This window comes from Janthinobacterium sp. Bl 1 (assembly GCF_058215535.1).
On record NZ_CM177086.1, the window covers coordinates 1,162,539 to 1,179,314 of the forward strand.

Sequence of the window (16,776 nt, forward strand, 5' to 3'; positions counted from 1 at the left end):
GATGAAATTGTGGAGCGAGACGTTTCGTGATGGCGGCCTGATGCCGGCCTACTATGCTTTTGCCGAGATCGATCCGGCCAGCCGCGTGCGCCTCGCCGGCAACCGCAATCCCCATCTGGCCTGGGACGATGTGCCCAACGGCACCGAGTCGCTGGCCCTGTTCTGCATCGACCCCGATGCGCCGCAAGACGCCAGCCTGGCCAACCGCGATGACCAGGCCCTGCCGCTGACGGCGCTGCGCGGCGACTTTTATCACTGGAGCTTGCTCGATTTCCCATCAGTCATGCGCGTGATTGCCGCCGGTGAATTTTCCAGCGGCATCACGCCGCGTGGCAAGGCTGCTGGTTCTGGGCTGCGCCAGGGCATCAACGACTACACGGGCTGGTTTGCCGGCGATGCCGCCATGGTCGGCGATTACTACGGCTATGACGGCCCGTGCCCGCCGTGGAATGACGAGCGCATCCACCACTATATTTTCCGCCTGTATGCGCTCGACGTGCCGCAGCTGGCTTTGCCCGAGCGTTTCACGGGACAGCAAGCCCATGCCGCCTTGTACGGCCACATCCTCGACGAAGCCCAGCTCGTCGTCGCCTATTCGCTCAATCCCGAGTTGGCACTTACTCTGAAGAAATAACGCATGAGCACCACGATTTTATTGATACGCCATGGCGAGACGGCCTGGAATGCGGGCCGCCGCCTGCAGGGCCATATCGACATCGCCTTGAACGAGGCGGGCCTGGCGCAAGCGGCCGCGCTGGGGCAGGCGCTGGCGGACGAACCGCTGGCCGCCATCATCGCCAGCGACCTGCAGCGCGCGCAGCAGACGGCGCAAGCCGTGGCCGACGTGAACAAGCTGCCAGTGCAGACTGACCCCTTGCTGCGCGAGCGCTGCTATGGCGCTTTCGAAGGCTTGTTGTATGCGGACATCGCCGCGCGCTATCCGCACGAGTATGCGCAATGGCAATCGCGCCAGATCGACGCCGTGATGCCGTCGGGCGAACGCCAGGCCGAAAGTTTCCGCCAGTTCTATGCGCGCGCAAACGGCGCCATCGCCCGCTGGGCGCAGCAGCATGACGGCCAGACGATCGCCATCGTGGCCCACGGCGGGGTGCTCGAGTGCGCTTACCGCGAGGCGGTTGGCATGACGCTCGACAGTCCGCGCGACTTCCAGGTCAAAAATGCCAGCGTCAACCGTTTTTCTTACGCCGACGGCAAGCTGCATTTAGTGCACTGGGGAAATATCGAGCACCTGAGCGCGCCCGCGATGGACGAGCTGGGCTAAGCGGCCTCATCGCCACTCTGACGCACTGAGCTAAAAAAATAGTGCTTATTAAATAGGCAGGGAATCGGTTAAAATAGCAGGTTCCTCCGTCCATTCCAGGTTCCTCAGTGCAAATCGGCCCTCACATTCTGCGCAATAACGTTTTCGTCGCTCCCATGGCGGGCGTGACGGATCGGCCTTTCCGCCAGTTGTGCAAGCAGTTGGGTGCCGGCTACGCCGTGTCGGAGATGGCGGCGTCGAATCCGCGCCTGTGGGCGACGGAAAAAAGCGCGCGCCGCACGGACCATGAAGGTGAAATGGAGCCGAAAGCCGTGCAGATCGCCGGTGCCGATCCGCAAGACCTGGCCGACTGCGCCAAGTTCAACGTGGACCGGGGCGCGCAGATCATCGACATCAACATGGGTTGCCCCGTGAAAAAGGTGTGCAACAGCTGGTGCGGTTCGGCCCTGTTGCAAGATGAAAGCCTGGTCGAAAAGATATTGCACGCCGTCGTCAACGCCGTTGACGTGCCCGTCACCCTGAAATTTCGCACGGGCTGGAACCGTTCCAACAAGAATGCCCTGACCATCGCCCGCATCGCCGAGAAAGCCGGCATCCAGATGCTGACCTTGCACGGCCGCACGCGTGCCGATGGCTACAAGGGCGATGCCGAATATGAAACCATTGCCGCCGTGAAAGCATCGGTGGGCATCCCCGTGGTGGCCAATGGCGACATTACCAGTCCGGAAAAGGCCCGCTTTGTGCTCGATCAAACGGGCGCCGATGCCGTCATGATCGGCCGTGCGGCGCAGGGCAGGCCGTGGATTTGCCGCGAGATCGACCATTTCCTGCGCACCGGCACCTTGCTGCCGGCGCCGTACGTGGATGAAGTGCGCACCCTGATGGACGAGCATTTGCGCGCCCATTACGCGTTTTACGGTGAATTTCTCGGCGTGCGCACGGCGCGCAAGCACATTGGCTGGTATGTGAAGGACCTGGAAGGCGGCGAAGCGTTCCGCCAGCAAATGAACTTGCTGGAGTCGACGGATGCGCAATTGCTGGCCGTCGATCAATTTTTTGAGTCGCAATGGAAATTTGGCGAACGGTTACAATACCGCCTCTCCGAATCCAGTGAAAGTGGCCTGATAGAAGCGGCCACGGCAGCATGAGCAGATAGCAAGGCAGTGGTATAAGTTATAAGCAATAGTGATCAGCAAGAGTGATAAGAAGTACAAGGGCGAGCGCCTATACAGAGCGTCATGCAATATTAATTACAACATCAAGGCAAGAGGGCAGCACGCGGACCGCATGAGCGACGCGGCACCGGATGGCCAGATGTTCAGCCGGTTGAAGCATACAAATGAGCAAAGAAAGCATTCAGGAAGTCGTACAGAAAAGTCTAGAAGATTACTTCAATGACCTGGGCGAACAGCAAGCATCGAATATCTACGACATGGTCGTGTTGACCGTGGAAAAGCCCATCCTGGAAGTCGTGATGACACGCGCCGATGGCAACCAGTCGCACGCCGCGCAGATGCTGGGCATCAACCGCAATACCCTGCGCAAGAAATTGCAGGAGCACGGTTTGCTGTAATGCCGGCATGCAAGTGACGCCAAGATTTGAATCTGCCGCAGCGGGCCCAGCCTCCATACTGACCTGCGCCATTCGCCAAGAACACTTAACCACCTAGCCACAGCCATGATCAAACAAGCTCTCCTCTCCGTTTCCGACAAGACCGGCGTTCTCGAATTCGCCCGCGCCCTGTCCGCCCTCGGCGTCAACCTCCTGTCCACAGGCGGCACCGCCAAATTGCTGGCAGACAACGGTGTTCCTGTCACGGAAGTGGCCGATTACACGGGTTTCCCGGAGATGCTCGATGGCCGTGTGAAAACCCTGCACCCAAAAGTGCACGGAGGTATCCTGGCGCGCCGTGATTTCCCTGAGCACATGTCGAAACTTGTCGAGCACGACATGCCGACCATCGACATGGTGGTGGTCAACCTGTACCCGTTCCAGGGCACGGTCGCCAAGGCCGATTGCACCTTGGAAGACGCGATCGAAAACATCGATATCGGCGGCCCGACCATGCTGCGTTCGGCAGCCAAGAACCACAAGGACGTGGTTGTCATCTGCGATCCGACCGACTACGACGTGGTACTGGCGGAAATGCGTGCGGCCGATGGCAAGGCAGGCGACGTCAGCTACGACACCAAATTCATGCTGGCGAAAAAAGTCTTTGCGCACACGGCGCAATACGATGGCGCCATCACCAACTACCTGACGAGCCTGGGCCCGACGAAAGTGCACGCCGAGCGCGGCGCCTATCCGCAAATCCTGAACGTGGCCTTTGAAAAAGTGCAAGACATGCGCTACGGTGAAAACCCGCACCAGAGCGCCGCCTTCTACCGCGACCTCGTCACCACCGACGGCGCGCTGGCCAACTACCGCCAGCTGCAAGGCAAGGAATTGTCGTACAACAACATCGCCGACGCTGATGCTGCCTGGGAATGCGTGAAGAGCATGGGCGGCTTCGAGCAAAGCGCCGCTTGCGTCATCGTCAAGCACGCGAACCCATGCGGCGTGGCCCTGGGCAAGAATGCGGCGGAAGCGTATGCGCGCGCCCTGCAGACCGACCCCACCTCGGCATTCGGCGGCATCATCGCCTTCAATACGGAACTCGACGGCGCCACCGCCGGCGAAATCGCCAAGCTGTTCGTGGAAGTGCTGATCGCCCCGTCGTTCTCCGCCGAAGCGAAACAGATTCTGTCGAGCAAGCAAAACGTGCGCATGCTGGAAATCCCGCTGGGCAGCGGCGTGCACGCCATGGACTTCAAGCGCGTCGGTGGCGGCTTGCTGGTGCAATCGCCGGATGCGAAAAACGTCGGTATCGGCGACTTGCGCGTGGTCAGCAAACTGCAGCCAACGCCGCAGCAACTGGCCGACCTGATGTTCGCCTGGAAAGTGGCGAAATTCGTCAAGTCGAACGCCATCGTCTTCTGCGGCAATAACATGACCCTGGGCGTGGGCGCTGGCCAGATGAGCCGTATCGATTCGGCCCGCATCGCGTCGATTAAGGCGCAAAACGCCGGCCTGTCGCTGACGGGCTCCGTCGTGGCGTCGGACGCCTTCTTCCCGTTCCGCGACGGCCTCGACGTCGTCGTCGACGCGGGCGCAACCTGCGTCATCCACCCGGGCGGCTCCATGCGCGACCAGGAAGTGATCGATGCGGCGGACGAGCGCGGCGTCGTGATGCTGTACACGGGTACGCGTCACTTCCGCCATTGATATCGATAGAGAGAGTAGGTCGGATTAGCGGGGCCGCAGGCTGCGCGTAATCCGACAAGCGCAGTTGGCAACGCATGTCGGATTACGCGTACCGCTAATCCGACCTACAGCTACTCGATAAAGTACTCAGCGGCAGGCACCGGTTATTCACCGGTGCCTGCCGTATTCATTATAGAATCTGGCGATGATTATTCTTGGCATCGATCCTGGCCTGCGCACGACCGGCTTTGGGGTCATTGAAAAACACGGCAACAAGCTGCGCTATATCGCGTCGGGGACCGTCAAGACGGGTTCCGAAGGGGAATTGCCGCCGCGCCTGAAGGTCATCCTGCGGGGCGTGAGCGAAATCGTCGGCACCTACCAGCCCGATTGCGCGGCCATCGAAAAAGTGTTTGTCAACGTCAATCCCCAATCGACCTTGCTGCTGGGCCAGGCGCGCGGCGCGGCCATTTGCGCGCTCGTGCATGCCGACCTGTCGGTGGCCGAATACACGGCGCTACAAGTGAAACAGGCCGTCACGGGCCACGGCAAGGCGGCCAAGGAGCAGGTGCAGGAAATGGTGTCGCGGCTGCTGTCCTTGCCCGGCTTGCCCGGTACGGATGCGGCCGACGCGCTGGGCGTGGCCATTTGCCACGCCAACAGTATCGATGCACTGGCCATGATAGGCGCGCTGGCGCCGCAACTGCAGGGTCTGCGTATGAAGCGCGGCCGCCTCGTCGGATAGTTGCACTGCCATCACGCCCTTTGTTTCAACGATTTAATTCATTAGGAACACGCGATGATAGGCCGTCTCTCCGGTATTTTGCTTGAAAAGAATCCGCCACAATTGCTGGTCGATTGCCAGGGCGTCGGCTATGAAGTCGACGTGCCGATGAGCACCTTTTACAACTTGCCCCACGTGGGCGAAAAAGTCGTGCTGTTTACGCACCAGGCCATCCGCGAAGATGCGCACCTGCTGTTTGGCTTCGGCAATGCGGCCGAGCGCGCCGTGTTCCGCCAGCTGATCAAGATCACGGGCGTGGGCGCGCGCATGGCGCTGTCGATTCTCTCGGGCATGACGATTGCCGATCTGGCGCAGGCGATTACCCTGCAGGACTCCGGCCGCCTCGTGAAAGTACCGGGTATCGGCAAGAAGACGGCCGAGCGCCTGTTGCTGGAATTGAAGGGCAAGCTGGGAGCCGACATCGGCGCCGGCGGCGCGCATGCGGCGCCGGACGCGCAATCGGACATTTTGAATGCACTGGTCGCGCTCGGCTATTCGGACAAGGAAGCGCTGGCTGCCGTGAAGAACGTGCCGGCTGGTACAGGCGTGTCGGACGGCATCAAACTGGCGCTGAAAGCGCTGTCGAAAGGCTGATAGGGCATGAGCATCCAGACCGACAGCTTCACGGAACAGCGCATCATCGACGCGGCGCCCATCTCGCACAACGAGGAGGCGATCGAACGGGCCTTGCGCCCCAAGCAGCTCGACGAGTATGTGGGGCAGGAAAAGATCCGCGACCAGCTGGAAATCTTCATCACGGCCGCGCGCCAGCGCAAGGAAGCGCTCGACCATACCTTGCTGTTCGGCCCGCCGGGCCTGGGCAAGACGACCCTGGCGCACATCATCGCGCGCGAAATGGGCGTCAATTTGCGCCAGACCTCGGGCCCCGTGCTCGAGCGCCCGGGCGACCTGGCGGCGATCTTGACGAACCTGGAAGCGAATGACGTCCTGTTCATCGATGAAATCCACCGGCTGTCGCCGGTCGTCGAGGAAATTTTATATCCGGCGCTTGAGGATTATCAAATCGATATCATGATCGGCGAAGGCCCGGCCGCCCGTTCCGTGAAGCTCGATTTGCAACCGTTTACCCTGGTCGGCGCCACCACGCGCGCCGGCATGCTGACCAACCCGCTGCGCGACCGCTTCGGCATCGTCGCGCGCCTCGAGTTCTACAACACGGGCGAATTGACGAAGATCGTCACGCGCAGTGCCGCCTTGCTGAAAGCGCCGATCGACCCGGAAGGCGCGCATGAAATCGCCCAGCGCGCCCGCGGCACGCCCCGTATCGCCAACCGCTTGCTGCGCCGCGTGCGTGATTTCGCGGAAGTCAAAAGCAATGGCGAGATCACCAAGGTGGTGGCCGACCGCGCACTGGCCATGCTCGATGTCGATTCCGCCGGCTTCGACGTGATGGACCGCAAGCTGCTCGAAGCCGTGCTGTTCAAGTTCGGCGGCGGCCCCGTCGGCATTGGCAACCTGGCGGCGGCCATCGGCGAAGCGGCCGATACCATCGAGGACGTGCTGGAGCCGTATCTGATACAACAAGGTTTCTTGCAGCGCACGCCCCGTGGCCGTGTCGCCACGCCGGCCGCCTATTTGCACTTCGGCGTCAGCGCGCCGCGCATGGGTCCGGGTGGCGAAGCGTGGGAACTGTGATGGCGCAAGAGGGTGTGCCGGGCATGCAAATCTGGATCGACGCGGACGCCTGCCCCGTCGTCATCAAGGAAATTTTGTACCGGGTCGCCGACCGCCTGGAGTTGCCGCTCACCCTGGTCGCCAACCAGGGCTTGCGCGTGCCGCCGTCGCGTTTCATCCGCACCGTGCAAGTGCCGTCCGGCGCCGACGTGGCCGACCAGGAAATCGTGCGGCTATTGAATCCCGGCGACCTCGTCATCACGGGCGACATCCCGCTGGCCGCCGACGTGCTGGCCAAGGGCGGTTTCGCGCTGAACCCGCGCGGCGAGTTCTACACGAAGGACAATATCGCCCAGCAACTGACGATGCGCGCCTTCATGGAAGAATTGCGCAGCGGCGGCGTGGACACGGGCGGCCCGGCCGCCTTCAGCCAGTCCGACCGGCAACAGTTTGCCAATAGCCTGGACAGGCATTTGAGCAAGCATCACCGCAAGCCGGCCCCGGCGCAGTAATTCGCGGACGAAAAAAAACCGGCGCAAGCCGGTTTTTTTCGTGCGCGTAACTTAACGCATGACTTTTTTCGTGCCCACCACTTCCACCGTCACACGGCGGTTCTTGGCGCGCCCGGCGGCACTTGTGTTGTCGGCCACCGGCTGCGTTTCTCCCTTGCCTTCCGTGTAGACACGGTTCGTTTCCACGCCTTGCGCCACCAGATAGGCCTTGACGGCTTCGGCGCGGCGTTGCGACAGTTTCTGGTTGTAGGCGTCAGGGCCGACGGCATCCGTATGGCCGACCGTGACGATCACTTCCAAGTCCATGCCCGTCAATTGGCCGAGCAGCTGGTCCAGCGCGGCCTTGCCTTGCGGCTTGAGCGCCGATTGATCGAAATCAAATAACGCTTCCGAGGCAAACGACACTTTTTCCGACACGGGCGCTGGCGCCGGTGCGGCCACGATGACGGGGGCCGGCATCGCGACGGCCGGGGCGACTTCTGGCGCCGGCTGGTAGGCGGGCGTGGCGCTGGCCGGGCGGCCCAGTTTATACACGAGGCTGACGGAATACAGGTCCGCATCGCCACGGTTGCCGACGGCGTCGTTCAAGCGATAACGCTCGACTTCGCCGCGCAGGGCCAGCGCTTCGCTGAACTTGTATTCGAGGCCCAGGCCCACCTTGGCATTGAGCTTGCGCTCGCTGGCATGGGTATTGGTCGAACCCAGCAGACGGTTGCCGCTGAATTCCGTGTTGGTCTTGGTGTAGTGCATGCCGACACGGCCCAGCAAGGACAGGCGCTGCGACAGCGGCAGCTGCCCCAGCAAGTCCAGGTTCACGCCGCGAAAGGCCGCTTGCCCGTTCAGTACGCCGTTGCCGCTGGTGGTCGACTTGAAATCGAACTTGCCCAGGTCAAAGTAACCGGCTTCCACGGCGACATACTGGTTCAGCTGGCGGCCGACAAACAGTTTATAGCCGGTGTCGCGCTGGTCCTTGCTGAAGCCGGTGACGCTTTCGCCGTTGGCGGCCAGGCTGGCGCGCAGGCGCGGCTCGTCGATGGTGGCGCGCGACTGGCCCACGCCCGCGCCAATGTACCAGGCGCTGTTGGCCCAGTCCGGGTTGATGAACGTGTTGTCCTGCGCCTGCGCCGATTGTGCCGCCAGCAAGGCGCCGGTCATGACGCTCAGGGCGCCCAGTGTGTGTGCGATAGTCATGGTCATGTCCCGGTTATTTGGTGATCTGGTTGTTGCGCAGGGTAACGGCGGCGGCCGTCAGCACGCGGCCATTGAGCAGGGTCGTGTTGTCGCCCACCGTGATGGCGGCCGACTGGCCCAGGATATTGCCCTTGAAGACGCTGTTCGCGGCCAGGGTGGTCGGGCCGACGGGCAGCCAGCTGACGTTGTCGGCCGTGGCGCCATTGTTCAGGGCAACCACCGAGTTGACGGTCGAGTTCAAGGTCAGCGCCGTGCGGAAGATGTACACGCCGGGACCGTTCAGGGTCAAGGTACCCGTGATGCTGATGGCGCCCGCATAGCAATACACGCCGGGGCCGAAGGTCTGGCCGCCGAGGTCGATGCCGCCGGCAAAGCTGACGTCGCAAGTGCGGCTGTTGCCGTCCGTGATCGCCGTTTGCAAATCCGTCATCGCGCCGGCCAGGATGGCGCCCGACTTGTAGTTGGTAAAACCTGCGGCCTGGGTCGGGTCGACCGTTTGCGACGGCGAACCCACGTCGCCCGTGATCAGGGTGGTGCCGCCCGAATTATTCGTGATCGAGGTGCCGGCCAGCACGCCGAATGATGCGGCGCGGCCCAGGATGATCGGATTGAGGACGGGCGGGATGGCGACGGCAGTGACGGTCAGCAGCGCGCTGCCCGACTGGCCGCCGGCCGTGGCTGTGATGCTGCTGGTGCCGGCGGCGATGCCGGTGGCGACGCCCGTGTTCAGCACGCTGGCATTGGCAACGGTGCCCGACGTCCAGGCGGCGCTGTTGGTGATGATGGCGTTCGAGCTGTCCGAGTACGTTGCGGTGGCAATGAATTGCTGCGTGGCACCGACAACGATGCTGGCGGTGGCCGGCGTGACGGCGATGCTGGCCAGGGTAATGGCCGGCACGGTGACGGTGGTGCTGGCCGTCTTGCCGTTGAAGCTGGCATTCATGATGCTGGTACCAAAGGCAATGCCGGTGACGAGGCCGCCGCTGGCGACAGTGGCCGAAGCTGGCGTGGCGGACACGAAGCTGCTGCCGGATGTCACGTCAGCGCTGCTGCCATCCGAATACGTGGCAAGGACGGCCAGCTGGCGCGTCGCGGCGACGGGCACGATGGGGTTTTGCGGTGTGACGGCGATCGACAGCAAGGTCGCTGGCGTGACGGTCAGCACGGTGCTGGCCGTGAGCGCGCCCGTGGTGGCCGTAATCTGCGTCGTGCCGGCAATCTTGCCCAGCGCCAGGCCGCCAGCGGCGATGCTGGCCATGGCGGGACTGGCCGAGGCAAAGGCCGACACGGCCGTGACGTCGCGCGTGGCGCCGTCGCTGAAGCTGCCCGTCACCGTGAATTGCTGCGTTGCGGCGATGGCGATCGATGGCGCGAGCGGCGTGATGGCGATTGCCGTCAAAGTGGCGGGCGAGACGGTCAACTGGGCCGCTGCGCTCTTGCCGCCAAATGTGGCGCTGATGCTGCTGCTGCCGGCAGCGATGCCGGTGCTCAAGCCTGTGGCGGCATTGACTGTCGCGCTGGCTGGCGTGGCCGAGGTCCAGGCCGACTTGGCGCTGACATCTTGCGAGGAGCCGTCGCTATACGTGGCGATGGCCGTGAATTGCTGGCCTGCACCGATAGCGACCGTGGCCGTGGCTGGCGTGACGGCCAGGCTGGACAGGGTGGCAGCCGGCAAGCCGAGGATGGGATCGCGTCCCTGGTCGCCGCCGCCGCAGCCGGCCAGGGCGGTCATGGCCAGCAGGCCTGCCGAGACGATCAGCGGGTTCAGATATCGCTTGAAGAGATTCATAGTGTTCCTTTGTGCATGGCAGTCATTGCCGGTCATCCGCGGATGAGGTCATCCGGCAGAGCCATGCCGCCTTTCGCTACAGGGCGATGGCGTCACAGGCATGCACTATTTCATTTAGGAAACTTCAAGTATGTTCGGTGGCGCGCATAGGCCCCTGGCGTTCGGAGATAGGGTCAAAAAAACGCGATTCGGCCTGGAAAACAACGGCCGTGTGCGGAAAACAGACGCAAAAAAGCCGGCGCTAAGGCCGGCTTCATCAGGGCAGGGGGGAGCTTACTCTTCACGCACCCACGTCTGCGAGCGGCCAATCAGCGGGATGCCCACATAGCCGCGCACCTGCAACTTGGTGCCGCCTTCCGTCAGTTCCGCCTTGCTCTTGTAAAGCTTGCCGGTGGCCGGGTCGATGATTTCGCCGCCCGTCCACTCCTTGCCGTCATATTTCAGGCCGGACAGGATCACCATGCCGACGATGGGCTGGTCCTTGTTGGCGCCCGTGCACTTGTCGCACTTGGGATTTTGATCTTCATTCGGGGCACGGAACAGTTTTTCGATCTTGCCTTGCAAGACGCCATTGTTTTCCGTGATGACGACGAGGGATTTCGGCTTGCCGCTGGCGTCGTCGATGGTTTTCCATGTGCCGACGGGGGTAAAGTTGCCGTCGCGCGCGGTGGCGCTGCCGGCGATGGCCAGGGCGGCCACCAGTACGCTTGCTTTGAATACTTTATGCATCGCTAGTCTCCATTGGTTTTTTGATCGTGTCACGAACAGTTATATACCAAGGCAAGACCAGCAGTGCTGCGCGGCGTCACGGATGACGCCGCGCAATCCTTCCAAACTTGCCTTATGCGCTGGCTAGTTTAGCAAACTGTTCGCGCAGTTTTTCAATTGTCGCCGAAAAACTGAGCAAGCGCTCGTTTTCTTGCGCAACGATGGCGGCAGGGGCGCGCGCGACGAAGCTTTCGTTGCCCAATTTGCTGTTGACTTTGGCAATTTCCGCTTCGATGCGGGCGATTTCCTTGCCCAGGCGTTCGCGTTCGGCGGCCACGTCGATTTCCACTTTCAGCATCAGCTTGGTGGTGCCGACGATGGCGACGGCCGCTGGCGAGTCCGGCAATGCATCAACGATCTGCACGTCGGCCAGCTTGCCCAGCGACTGGATGTACGGTGCGTACGATGCCAGCGCTTCTTTCTCGCTGGCATTGCCCGCTTCGACGATCAGCGGCACGCGCACGGAAGGCGAGATCTGCATTTCGCCGCGCAGGTTGCGCGTCGCATCCGTCAAGGCTTTCAGCTGCTGCATCCACGCTTCGGCCGATTCGTCGATCTTGTCGGTGTTGGCGATCGGATACGGCTGCATCATGATCGAATCACCCTCAGCTTTGAGCGTTTTGCCAGCCAAAGGCGCCACCGTCTGCCACAGGGCTTCCGTGACGAACGGGATGATCGGGTGGGCCAGGCGCAGCACCACTTCCAGCACGCGCAACAGGGTGTGGCGGGTGGCGCGCTGCTGGCCTTCCGTGCCTTGCTGTACTTGCACCTTGGCTACTTCCAGGTACCAGTCGCAATACTCGTCCCAGACGAATTTGTAGATGGTGGCGGCGATATTGTCGAAGCGGAAGTCTTCAAAGCCCTTGGCCACGTCCAGTTCCGCCTTCTGCAGCAGCGAGATGATCCACTTGTCCGCTTGCGACAGATCGGCGTCGTTCGCGGTGCAGTCTTTGCCTTCCGTATTCATCATGACGAAACGGGTGGCGTTCCACATCTTGTTGCAGAAGTTGCGGTAGCCTTCGCAGCGGCCCAGGTCGAAATTGATGTTGCGGCCCAGCGAAGCGTAGCTGGCCATGGTGAAGCGCACGGCGTCCGTGCCGTAGGCCGAAATGCCTTCCGGGAATTCCTTGCGCGTGGCCTTGGTGATCTTTTCCGCGTCGCGCGGGTTCATCAGGCCCGTCGTGCGCTTGACGATCAGGTTTTCCAGGTCGATGCCGTCGATCAGGTCTATCGGGTCCAGCGTGTTGCCCTTCGACTTCGACATTTTCTGTCCCGTCGAATCGCGCACCAAGCCGTGCACGTAGACGGTTTCAAACGGTACCTTGCCCGTGAAGTGCGCCGTCATCATGACCATGCGCGCGACCCAGAAGAAGATGATGTCGAAACCGGTCACCAGCACGGACGATGGCAGGAAGGCCTTCATGTCCGGCGTTTCTTCCGGCCAACCCATGGTCGAGAATGGCACCAGGGCCGACGAGAACCACGTGTCGAGCACGTCGTCATCGCGCTTCAACGGGCCCGAGCTGCCGGCCGCCTGCGCCTTGGCTATGGCCTCGGCTTCCGTCTTGGCAACGAAGATATTGCCCTTGTCGTCGTACCACGCCGGGATTTGATGGCCCCACCACAGTTGGCGCGAGATGCACCAGTCCTGGATGTTGTTGAGCCACTGGTTGTAGGTGGTGCTCCAGTTTTCCGGCACGAACTTGATTTCGCCATTGGCGACCTTGTCCAGCGCCGTTTCCGCGATCGATTTGCCTGGGAAGAAAGTGCCTTCCGGGGCCGGCTTGCTCATGGCGACAAACCACTGGTCCGTCAGCATCGGTTCGATGACGACGCCCGTGCGGTCGCCGCGCGGCACCATCAGTTTGTGCGGCTTGACTTGCTCCAGCAAGCCTTGCGCGTCGAGGTCGGCGACGATCTGCTTGCGCGCGGCAAAGCGGTCCATGCCGCGGTAGGCTTCCGGCGCGTCGTCCGTGATCTTCGCGTCCAGCGTCAAAATGACGATCTGCGCCAGTTTGTGGCGCTGGCCCACGGCGTAATCGTTCATGTCGTGCGCAGGGGTGATCTTCACGCAGCCCGTGCCGAATTCCTTGTCGACGTATTCGTCGGCGATGATGGGGATTTCGCGGTCCGTCAGCGGCAGTTTGAGCATCTTGCCTACCAGCGGCAGGTAGCGCTCGTCCGTCGGATCGACGGCCACGGCCACGTCGCCCAGCATGGTTTCAGGACGGGTGGTGGCCACCGTCAGGAAGCCGCTGCCGTCTGCCAGCGGGTACTTGATGTACCACATGGAGCCGTCTTCTTCTTCGGACACCACTTCCAGGTCAGACACAGCCGTGCCCAGCACGGGGTCCCAGTTGACGAGGCGCTTGCCGCGGTAGATCAGGCCTTGCTCAAACAGGCGCACGAAGACGTCGGTGACGACTTTCGAGCGCGGTTCGTCCATCGTGAAGTATTCGCGCTGCCAGTCGGCCGAGGCGCCCAGGCGGCGCATTTGGCCGGTGATGATGGAACCGGATTTTTCTTTCCATTCCCACACTTTTTCCACGAATTTCTCGCGGCCCAGGTCATGGCGCGAAATCTTTTGCGCGTCCAGCTGGCGCTGCACGACGATTTGCGTGGCGATGCCCGCGTGGTCGGTGCCGGGTATCCAGGCCGTGTTGTGGCCCAGCATGCGGTGGTAGCGTGTCAGGCCATCCATGATGGTCTGGTTGAACGCATGGCCCATGTGCAGGGTGCCGGTGACGTTCGGCGGCGGCAACTGGATGCTGAAGGAAGGTTTTCCGGCATCGAGGGTGGCGGTGAAGTAACCGCGCTGTTCCCACTCGGTGCGCCAGAATTGTTCAATGTCGGCGGGCTCGAAAGACTTGGCTAATTCCATGATTTGGCGTGTGATTGGCAAAAGGAACCATTATAAGGGGTGCATAAAGCATGCGCAGCAAATAGCGGGCCTGGATGGCCCGAAAAGCCGCGCACGATTGCGCAATATTGCTTCATTGTATTTTTTCTAAGCTATCATCTTTGCAACATTATTTGAAAGCTTAGGCAATCATGAAAAAATTGTGGCAATTGGCCGTGCTCGGCGCCGGATGGGCTGCCGGTGGCGCGTGCGCCGGCGTTCCGGAGGGGATGGCGGCTCTGCAGGATGGGCGCTGCAGCAAGGCCGTTGCGCAATTGCGCGGACCGGCGCAAGGTGGCAATGTCGAGGCGCAAAAGGTCCTCGCCGATATCTACATGGGCGAGAAAGGATGCCGGGACGTGGAGCGCAGCGAGGCCGAAGCGGAGCGCTGGTATCTGCTGGCGGCCAAGGGCGGCGATCGCGCCGCGCAGGAGGCGCTGGTTTTCATGTATGCATACGCGCCGGGCCGCATGCTCAATCCATCGCGCGCGCGGCCCTGGTTGGGCGTCATGGCCGCGCAGGGTGAGGGCAAGCCGCTGCAGGACCTGGCACAAATGTATGAGCGGGGCGAAGGCGGGCCGGTCGACAGGGTGCTGTCGTATGCACTTAACCTGCTGGCGCTGCAAGACAAGGAGTGGAGCGGTGCGGCCGCGATGGAGAAGTCCCTGCCGGCGCGCCGTGACAGGATGTCGCCGGACCAGGTCGACGAGGCCGTGCGCCTGGCCGGCCTTTGGCAGCGCGGCGCGCCCCTGCCGGCGGCGTCGCAGACGGGACAGCGTTCGCCGCAGGATTGGTACCGCCGCGCCGCCGAGGGTGGCGACATGGAAGCCGCTTACCAGCTGGGTTTGCTGTGCTGGAAAGGCACGGGCGGCCTGGATGAAAAGCAGGCTGCCCGCTGGCTGCGCAAGGCCGCCGAAAGCGGCATTGCCAAGGCCCAGCTGCAGCTGGCCGTGCTGTATGGCGAGGAGGCGGGCGTGCCGCAGGACTATGTGCTCGCTTCCATGCTGAGCCAGTTGGCGGCGGCGGGCGGCGCGGCGGACGCCGGCGACGCCGTGGCCCGCTGGACAAAGAAACTGAATGCGGCGCAACAGGCCGAGGCGCAGCAGCTGGCGCGGGCATGGAAAGTGGGCATGCCGTTGCCGCAGGTCTCGGTGCATGGCATGGAACGCTTGATCAATTATGTGCGCGAGGCACGCAACAAGCTGCCGCCGACGCCAGAGGTGACGGCGCTGTTCAAGGCTGCCAAAGAGGGCGACGAAGCTGCCTTTGGCAAGCTGCTGGCCGGCGTCGCCGAGCCGGGCGCCTATGCGCTCGACAGGAGTCCCTTGCTGAACTATTTGATTTCGCCTCCATCGAGCATGTACAAAGCCGAAGCGGCATGGCTGAATGCGCAAACCCGGCAGGACGACGATCAGCAGCGACTGGCGCAGGCGCCGCTGCAGGCGCGCCGCCAGGCGCTGCGTGAGCAGTACGCCGCGCTGTTGCCCGCCAAGCTGCGCATGATGACGCTGCTGTTGCAACGCGGCGTGCCGCTCGGCGAAGGCGATACGCTTTACCACGCCGCACCGCTGCATCTGGCTGCCCTGTACGGCAATGCCGCAATGGTGCGCCTGTTGCTGGCGCATGGCGCCGATGTGCGGCAATACGGCGGCGAAAACCACACGCAGGCGCCGCTGGAATACGCCTTGCAGCAGGAGGATGCGGGCATCTTGCCGGAATTGATCGACGCGAAAGAACGTACGGCCAGCATGATCGCCATGCTCGACGCAGGCGCGGGCCGGCCCTATTTGCTGGTAGACCAGTACCTGGCAGAGAAAAAGGCCAAGAAAGGCGGGGCTGCGCAGCCAGCGGAACGGCCGCTGGCCGATTCTTTGCTATGGGGGCCCTTGCTGCGCCTGACGCGCGGCACCGAAGTGCTCGATAAAATGCTGGCCACCGGCACCACGCCAAATACTGATGAGCAGGAAAAGTCGCTGTACGCCTATGCCGCCGAAGCGGGCAACGCCGGCGCGCTGGACTGGCTCAAGCAGCGCGTGCCCCGGCATGACGCGAAGGGAAATGACCGCTGGCTCGACGCTGCGATGCGCGCCATGTACAACTACCAGCCGGCGTCCGAGGACGTGCTGCGCCAACTGGTGGTGCCCGGCATGCCATGGCAGCAAGTCGGACCCGCCGCCGAAGTTTCTTACAAGGGACAGCAGGCGGCGCTCGATTCGCGGCGTCTGGAAAAGGAGACGCTGCTGTGGCATGCGGTGCGCAGCCAGCGGCACGACTGGGTCGCCCGCCTGGCCGCGATGGGCGCGCCCATCGTCACCGGCGGTTATCTGCCGCCCTTGCTGGCGGCCGTCGAAAATGGCGACGCGGCGATGGTCAAGCTGTTGCTGAGCCTGGGCGCCGATCCGCTGGGCGGCGAGTTCCCCGTGTTGAAGATGGCGCGGGACCGGGAATCGACGCCGGAAAATAAAGCGGTGCTGAGCTTGCTGAAGGCGGCCGCCGCGGCGCGCAAGCCTGCGGCAGCCGCACCGTTGCTGCAATAGCATTTGCCTGGTCGGTATGCGTCATCTTGCCCGGCGACAACGCCGTGTTTTGGCGGCTTTGCGGGCCGTTTTGCCGCAACAGAACGGGGATGAAAGGTGCTGCCGATGTTATAATGCCCGCCTCGGCGCCTCCTG

General features: G+C 62.6%; 14 protein-coding genes. 10 read left to right on the forward strand and 4 right to left on the reverse strand.

Going from position 1 to position 16,776, the window contains the following annotated elements:
- Position 1: 1 nt before the first annotated feature.
- From AC4BCN_RS05285 to AC4BCN_RS05325, 9 genes are all read left to right on the forward strand, one after another.
- Positions 2 to 634: a YbhB/YbcL family Raf kinase inhibitor-like protein gene (locus AC4BCN_RS05285; RefSeq protein WP_490492727.1), complete on the forward strand. Its 633-nt coding sequence runs from the start codon at positions 2 to 4 to the stop codon at positions 632 to 634.
- 3 nt (positions 635 to 637) lie between these two features.
- Entirely contained in the window at positions 638 to 1,282 is a 645-nt protein-coding gene (locus AC4BCN_RS05290) for a histidine phosphatase family protein (protein ID WP_139091737.1), read from the forward strand.
- 107 nt (positions 1,283 to 1,389) lie between these two features.
- Positions 1,390 to 2,430 (forward strand): tRNA dihydrouridine synthase DusB, encoded by a 1,041-nt coding sequence (dusB, locus tag AC4BCN_RS05295; RefSeq protein ID WP_139091736.1) that lies wholly within the window; start codon positions 1,390 to 1,392, stop codon positions 2,428 to 2,430.
- A gap of 191 nt (positions 2,431 to 2,621) precedes the next feature.
- Positions 2,622 to 2,855, forward strand: coding sequence for a helix-turn-helix domain-containing protein (locus AC4BCN_RS05300; RefSeq protein WP_008445162.1), 234 nt, complete (start codon positions 2,622 to 2,624; stop codon positions 2,853 to 2,855).
- Between the two features lie 105 nt (positions 2,856 to 2,960).
- Entirely contained in the window at positions 2,961 to 4,547 is a 1,587-nt protein-coding gene (gene purH, locus AC4BCN_RS05305; RefSeq protein ID WP_139091735.1) for a bifunctional phosphoribosylaminoimidazolecarboxamide formyltransferase/IMP cyclohydrolase, read from the forward strand.
- A 184-nt stretch (positions 4,548 to 4,731) separates the two neighbouring features.
- A complete protein-coding gene (gene ruvC, locus AC4BCN_RS05310; RefSeq protein ID WP_034749205.1) occupies positions 4,732 to 5,271 on the forward strand; it encodes a crossover junction endodeoxyribonuclease RuvC in 540 nt (179 codons plus the stop codon).
- A 54-nt stretch (positions 5,272 to 5,325) separates the two neighbouring features.
- Positions 5,326 to 5,904 (forward strand): Holliday junction branch migration protein RuvA, encoded by a 579-nt coding sequence (gene ruvA, locus AC4BCN_RS05315; RefSeq protein WP_034749203.1) that lies wholly within the window; start codon positions 5,326 to 5,328, stop codon positions 5,902 to 5,904.
- Between the two features lie 6 nt (positions 5,905 to 5,910).
- Entirely contained in the window at positions 5,911 to 6,966 is a 1,056-nt protein-coding gene (gene ruvB / locus AC4BCN_RS05320; protein ID WP_034749202.1) for a Holliday junction branch migration DNA helicase RuvB, read from the forward strand.
- 23 nt (positions 6,967 to 6,989) lie between these two features.
- The gene (locus AC4BCN_RS05325) at positions 6,990 to 7,457 is read left to right on the forward strand and encodes a YaiI/YqxD family protein (RefSeq protein ID WP_071079569.1); all 468 of its coding nucleotides are present in this window, start codon (positions 6,990 to 6,992) and stop codon (positions 7,455 to 7,457) included.
- Positions 7,458 to 7,508: 51 nt separating this feature from the next.
- Here the strand turns inward: AC4BCN_RS05325 and AC4BCN_RS05330 are convergent, their stop codons facing one another.
- The 4 genes from AC4BCN_RS05330 to AC4BCN_RS05345 form a co-directional block, all read right to left on the reverse strand.
- The gene (locus AC4BCN_RS05330) at positions 7,509 to 8,648 is read right to left on the reverse strand and encodes an OmpA family protein (protein ID WP_490492728.1); all 1,140 of its coding nucleotides are present in this window, start codon (positions 8,646 to 8,648) and stop codon (positions 7,509 to 7,511) included.
- A gap of 13 nt (positions 8,649 to 8,661) precedes the next feature.
- Entirely contained in the window at positions 8,662 to 10,437 is a 1,776-nt protein-coding gene (locus AC4BCN_RS05335) for an ice-binding family protein (RefSeq protein WP_490492729.1), read from the reverse strand.
- Between the two features lie 273 nt (positions 10,438 to 10,710).
- Positions 10,711 to 11,166, reverse strand: a complete 456-nt coding sequence (locus AC4BCN_RS05340) for a DUF2147 domain-containing protein (protein WP_128141277.1) — start codon at positions 11,164 to 11,166, stop codon at positions 10,711 to 10,713.
- A 112-nt stretch (positions 11,167 to 11,278) separates the two neighbouring features.
- Positions 11,279 to 14,086 (reverse strand): valine--tRNA ligase, encoded by a 2,808-nt coding sequence (locus AC4BCN_RS05345; protein WP_490492730.1) that lies wholly within the window; start codon positions 14,084 to 14,086, stop codon positions 11,279 to 11,281.
- A 170-nt stretch (positions 14,087 to 14,256) separates the two neighbouring features.
- Here AC4BCN_RS05345 and AC4BCN_RS05350 point away from each other — a divergent pair, with 170 nt between their 5' ends.
- Positions 14,257 to 16,641 (forward strand): ankyrin repeat domain-containing protein, encoded by a 2,385-nt coding sequence (locus tag AC4BCN_RS05350; protein ID WP_338680789.1) that lies wholly within the window; start codon positions 14,257 to 14,259, stop codon positions 16,639 to 16,641.
- The last annotated feature ends 135 nt before the right edge of the window (positions 16,642 to 16,776 follow it).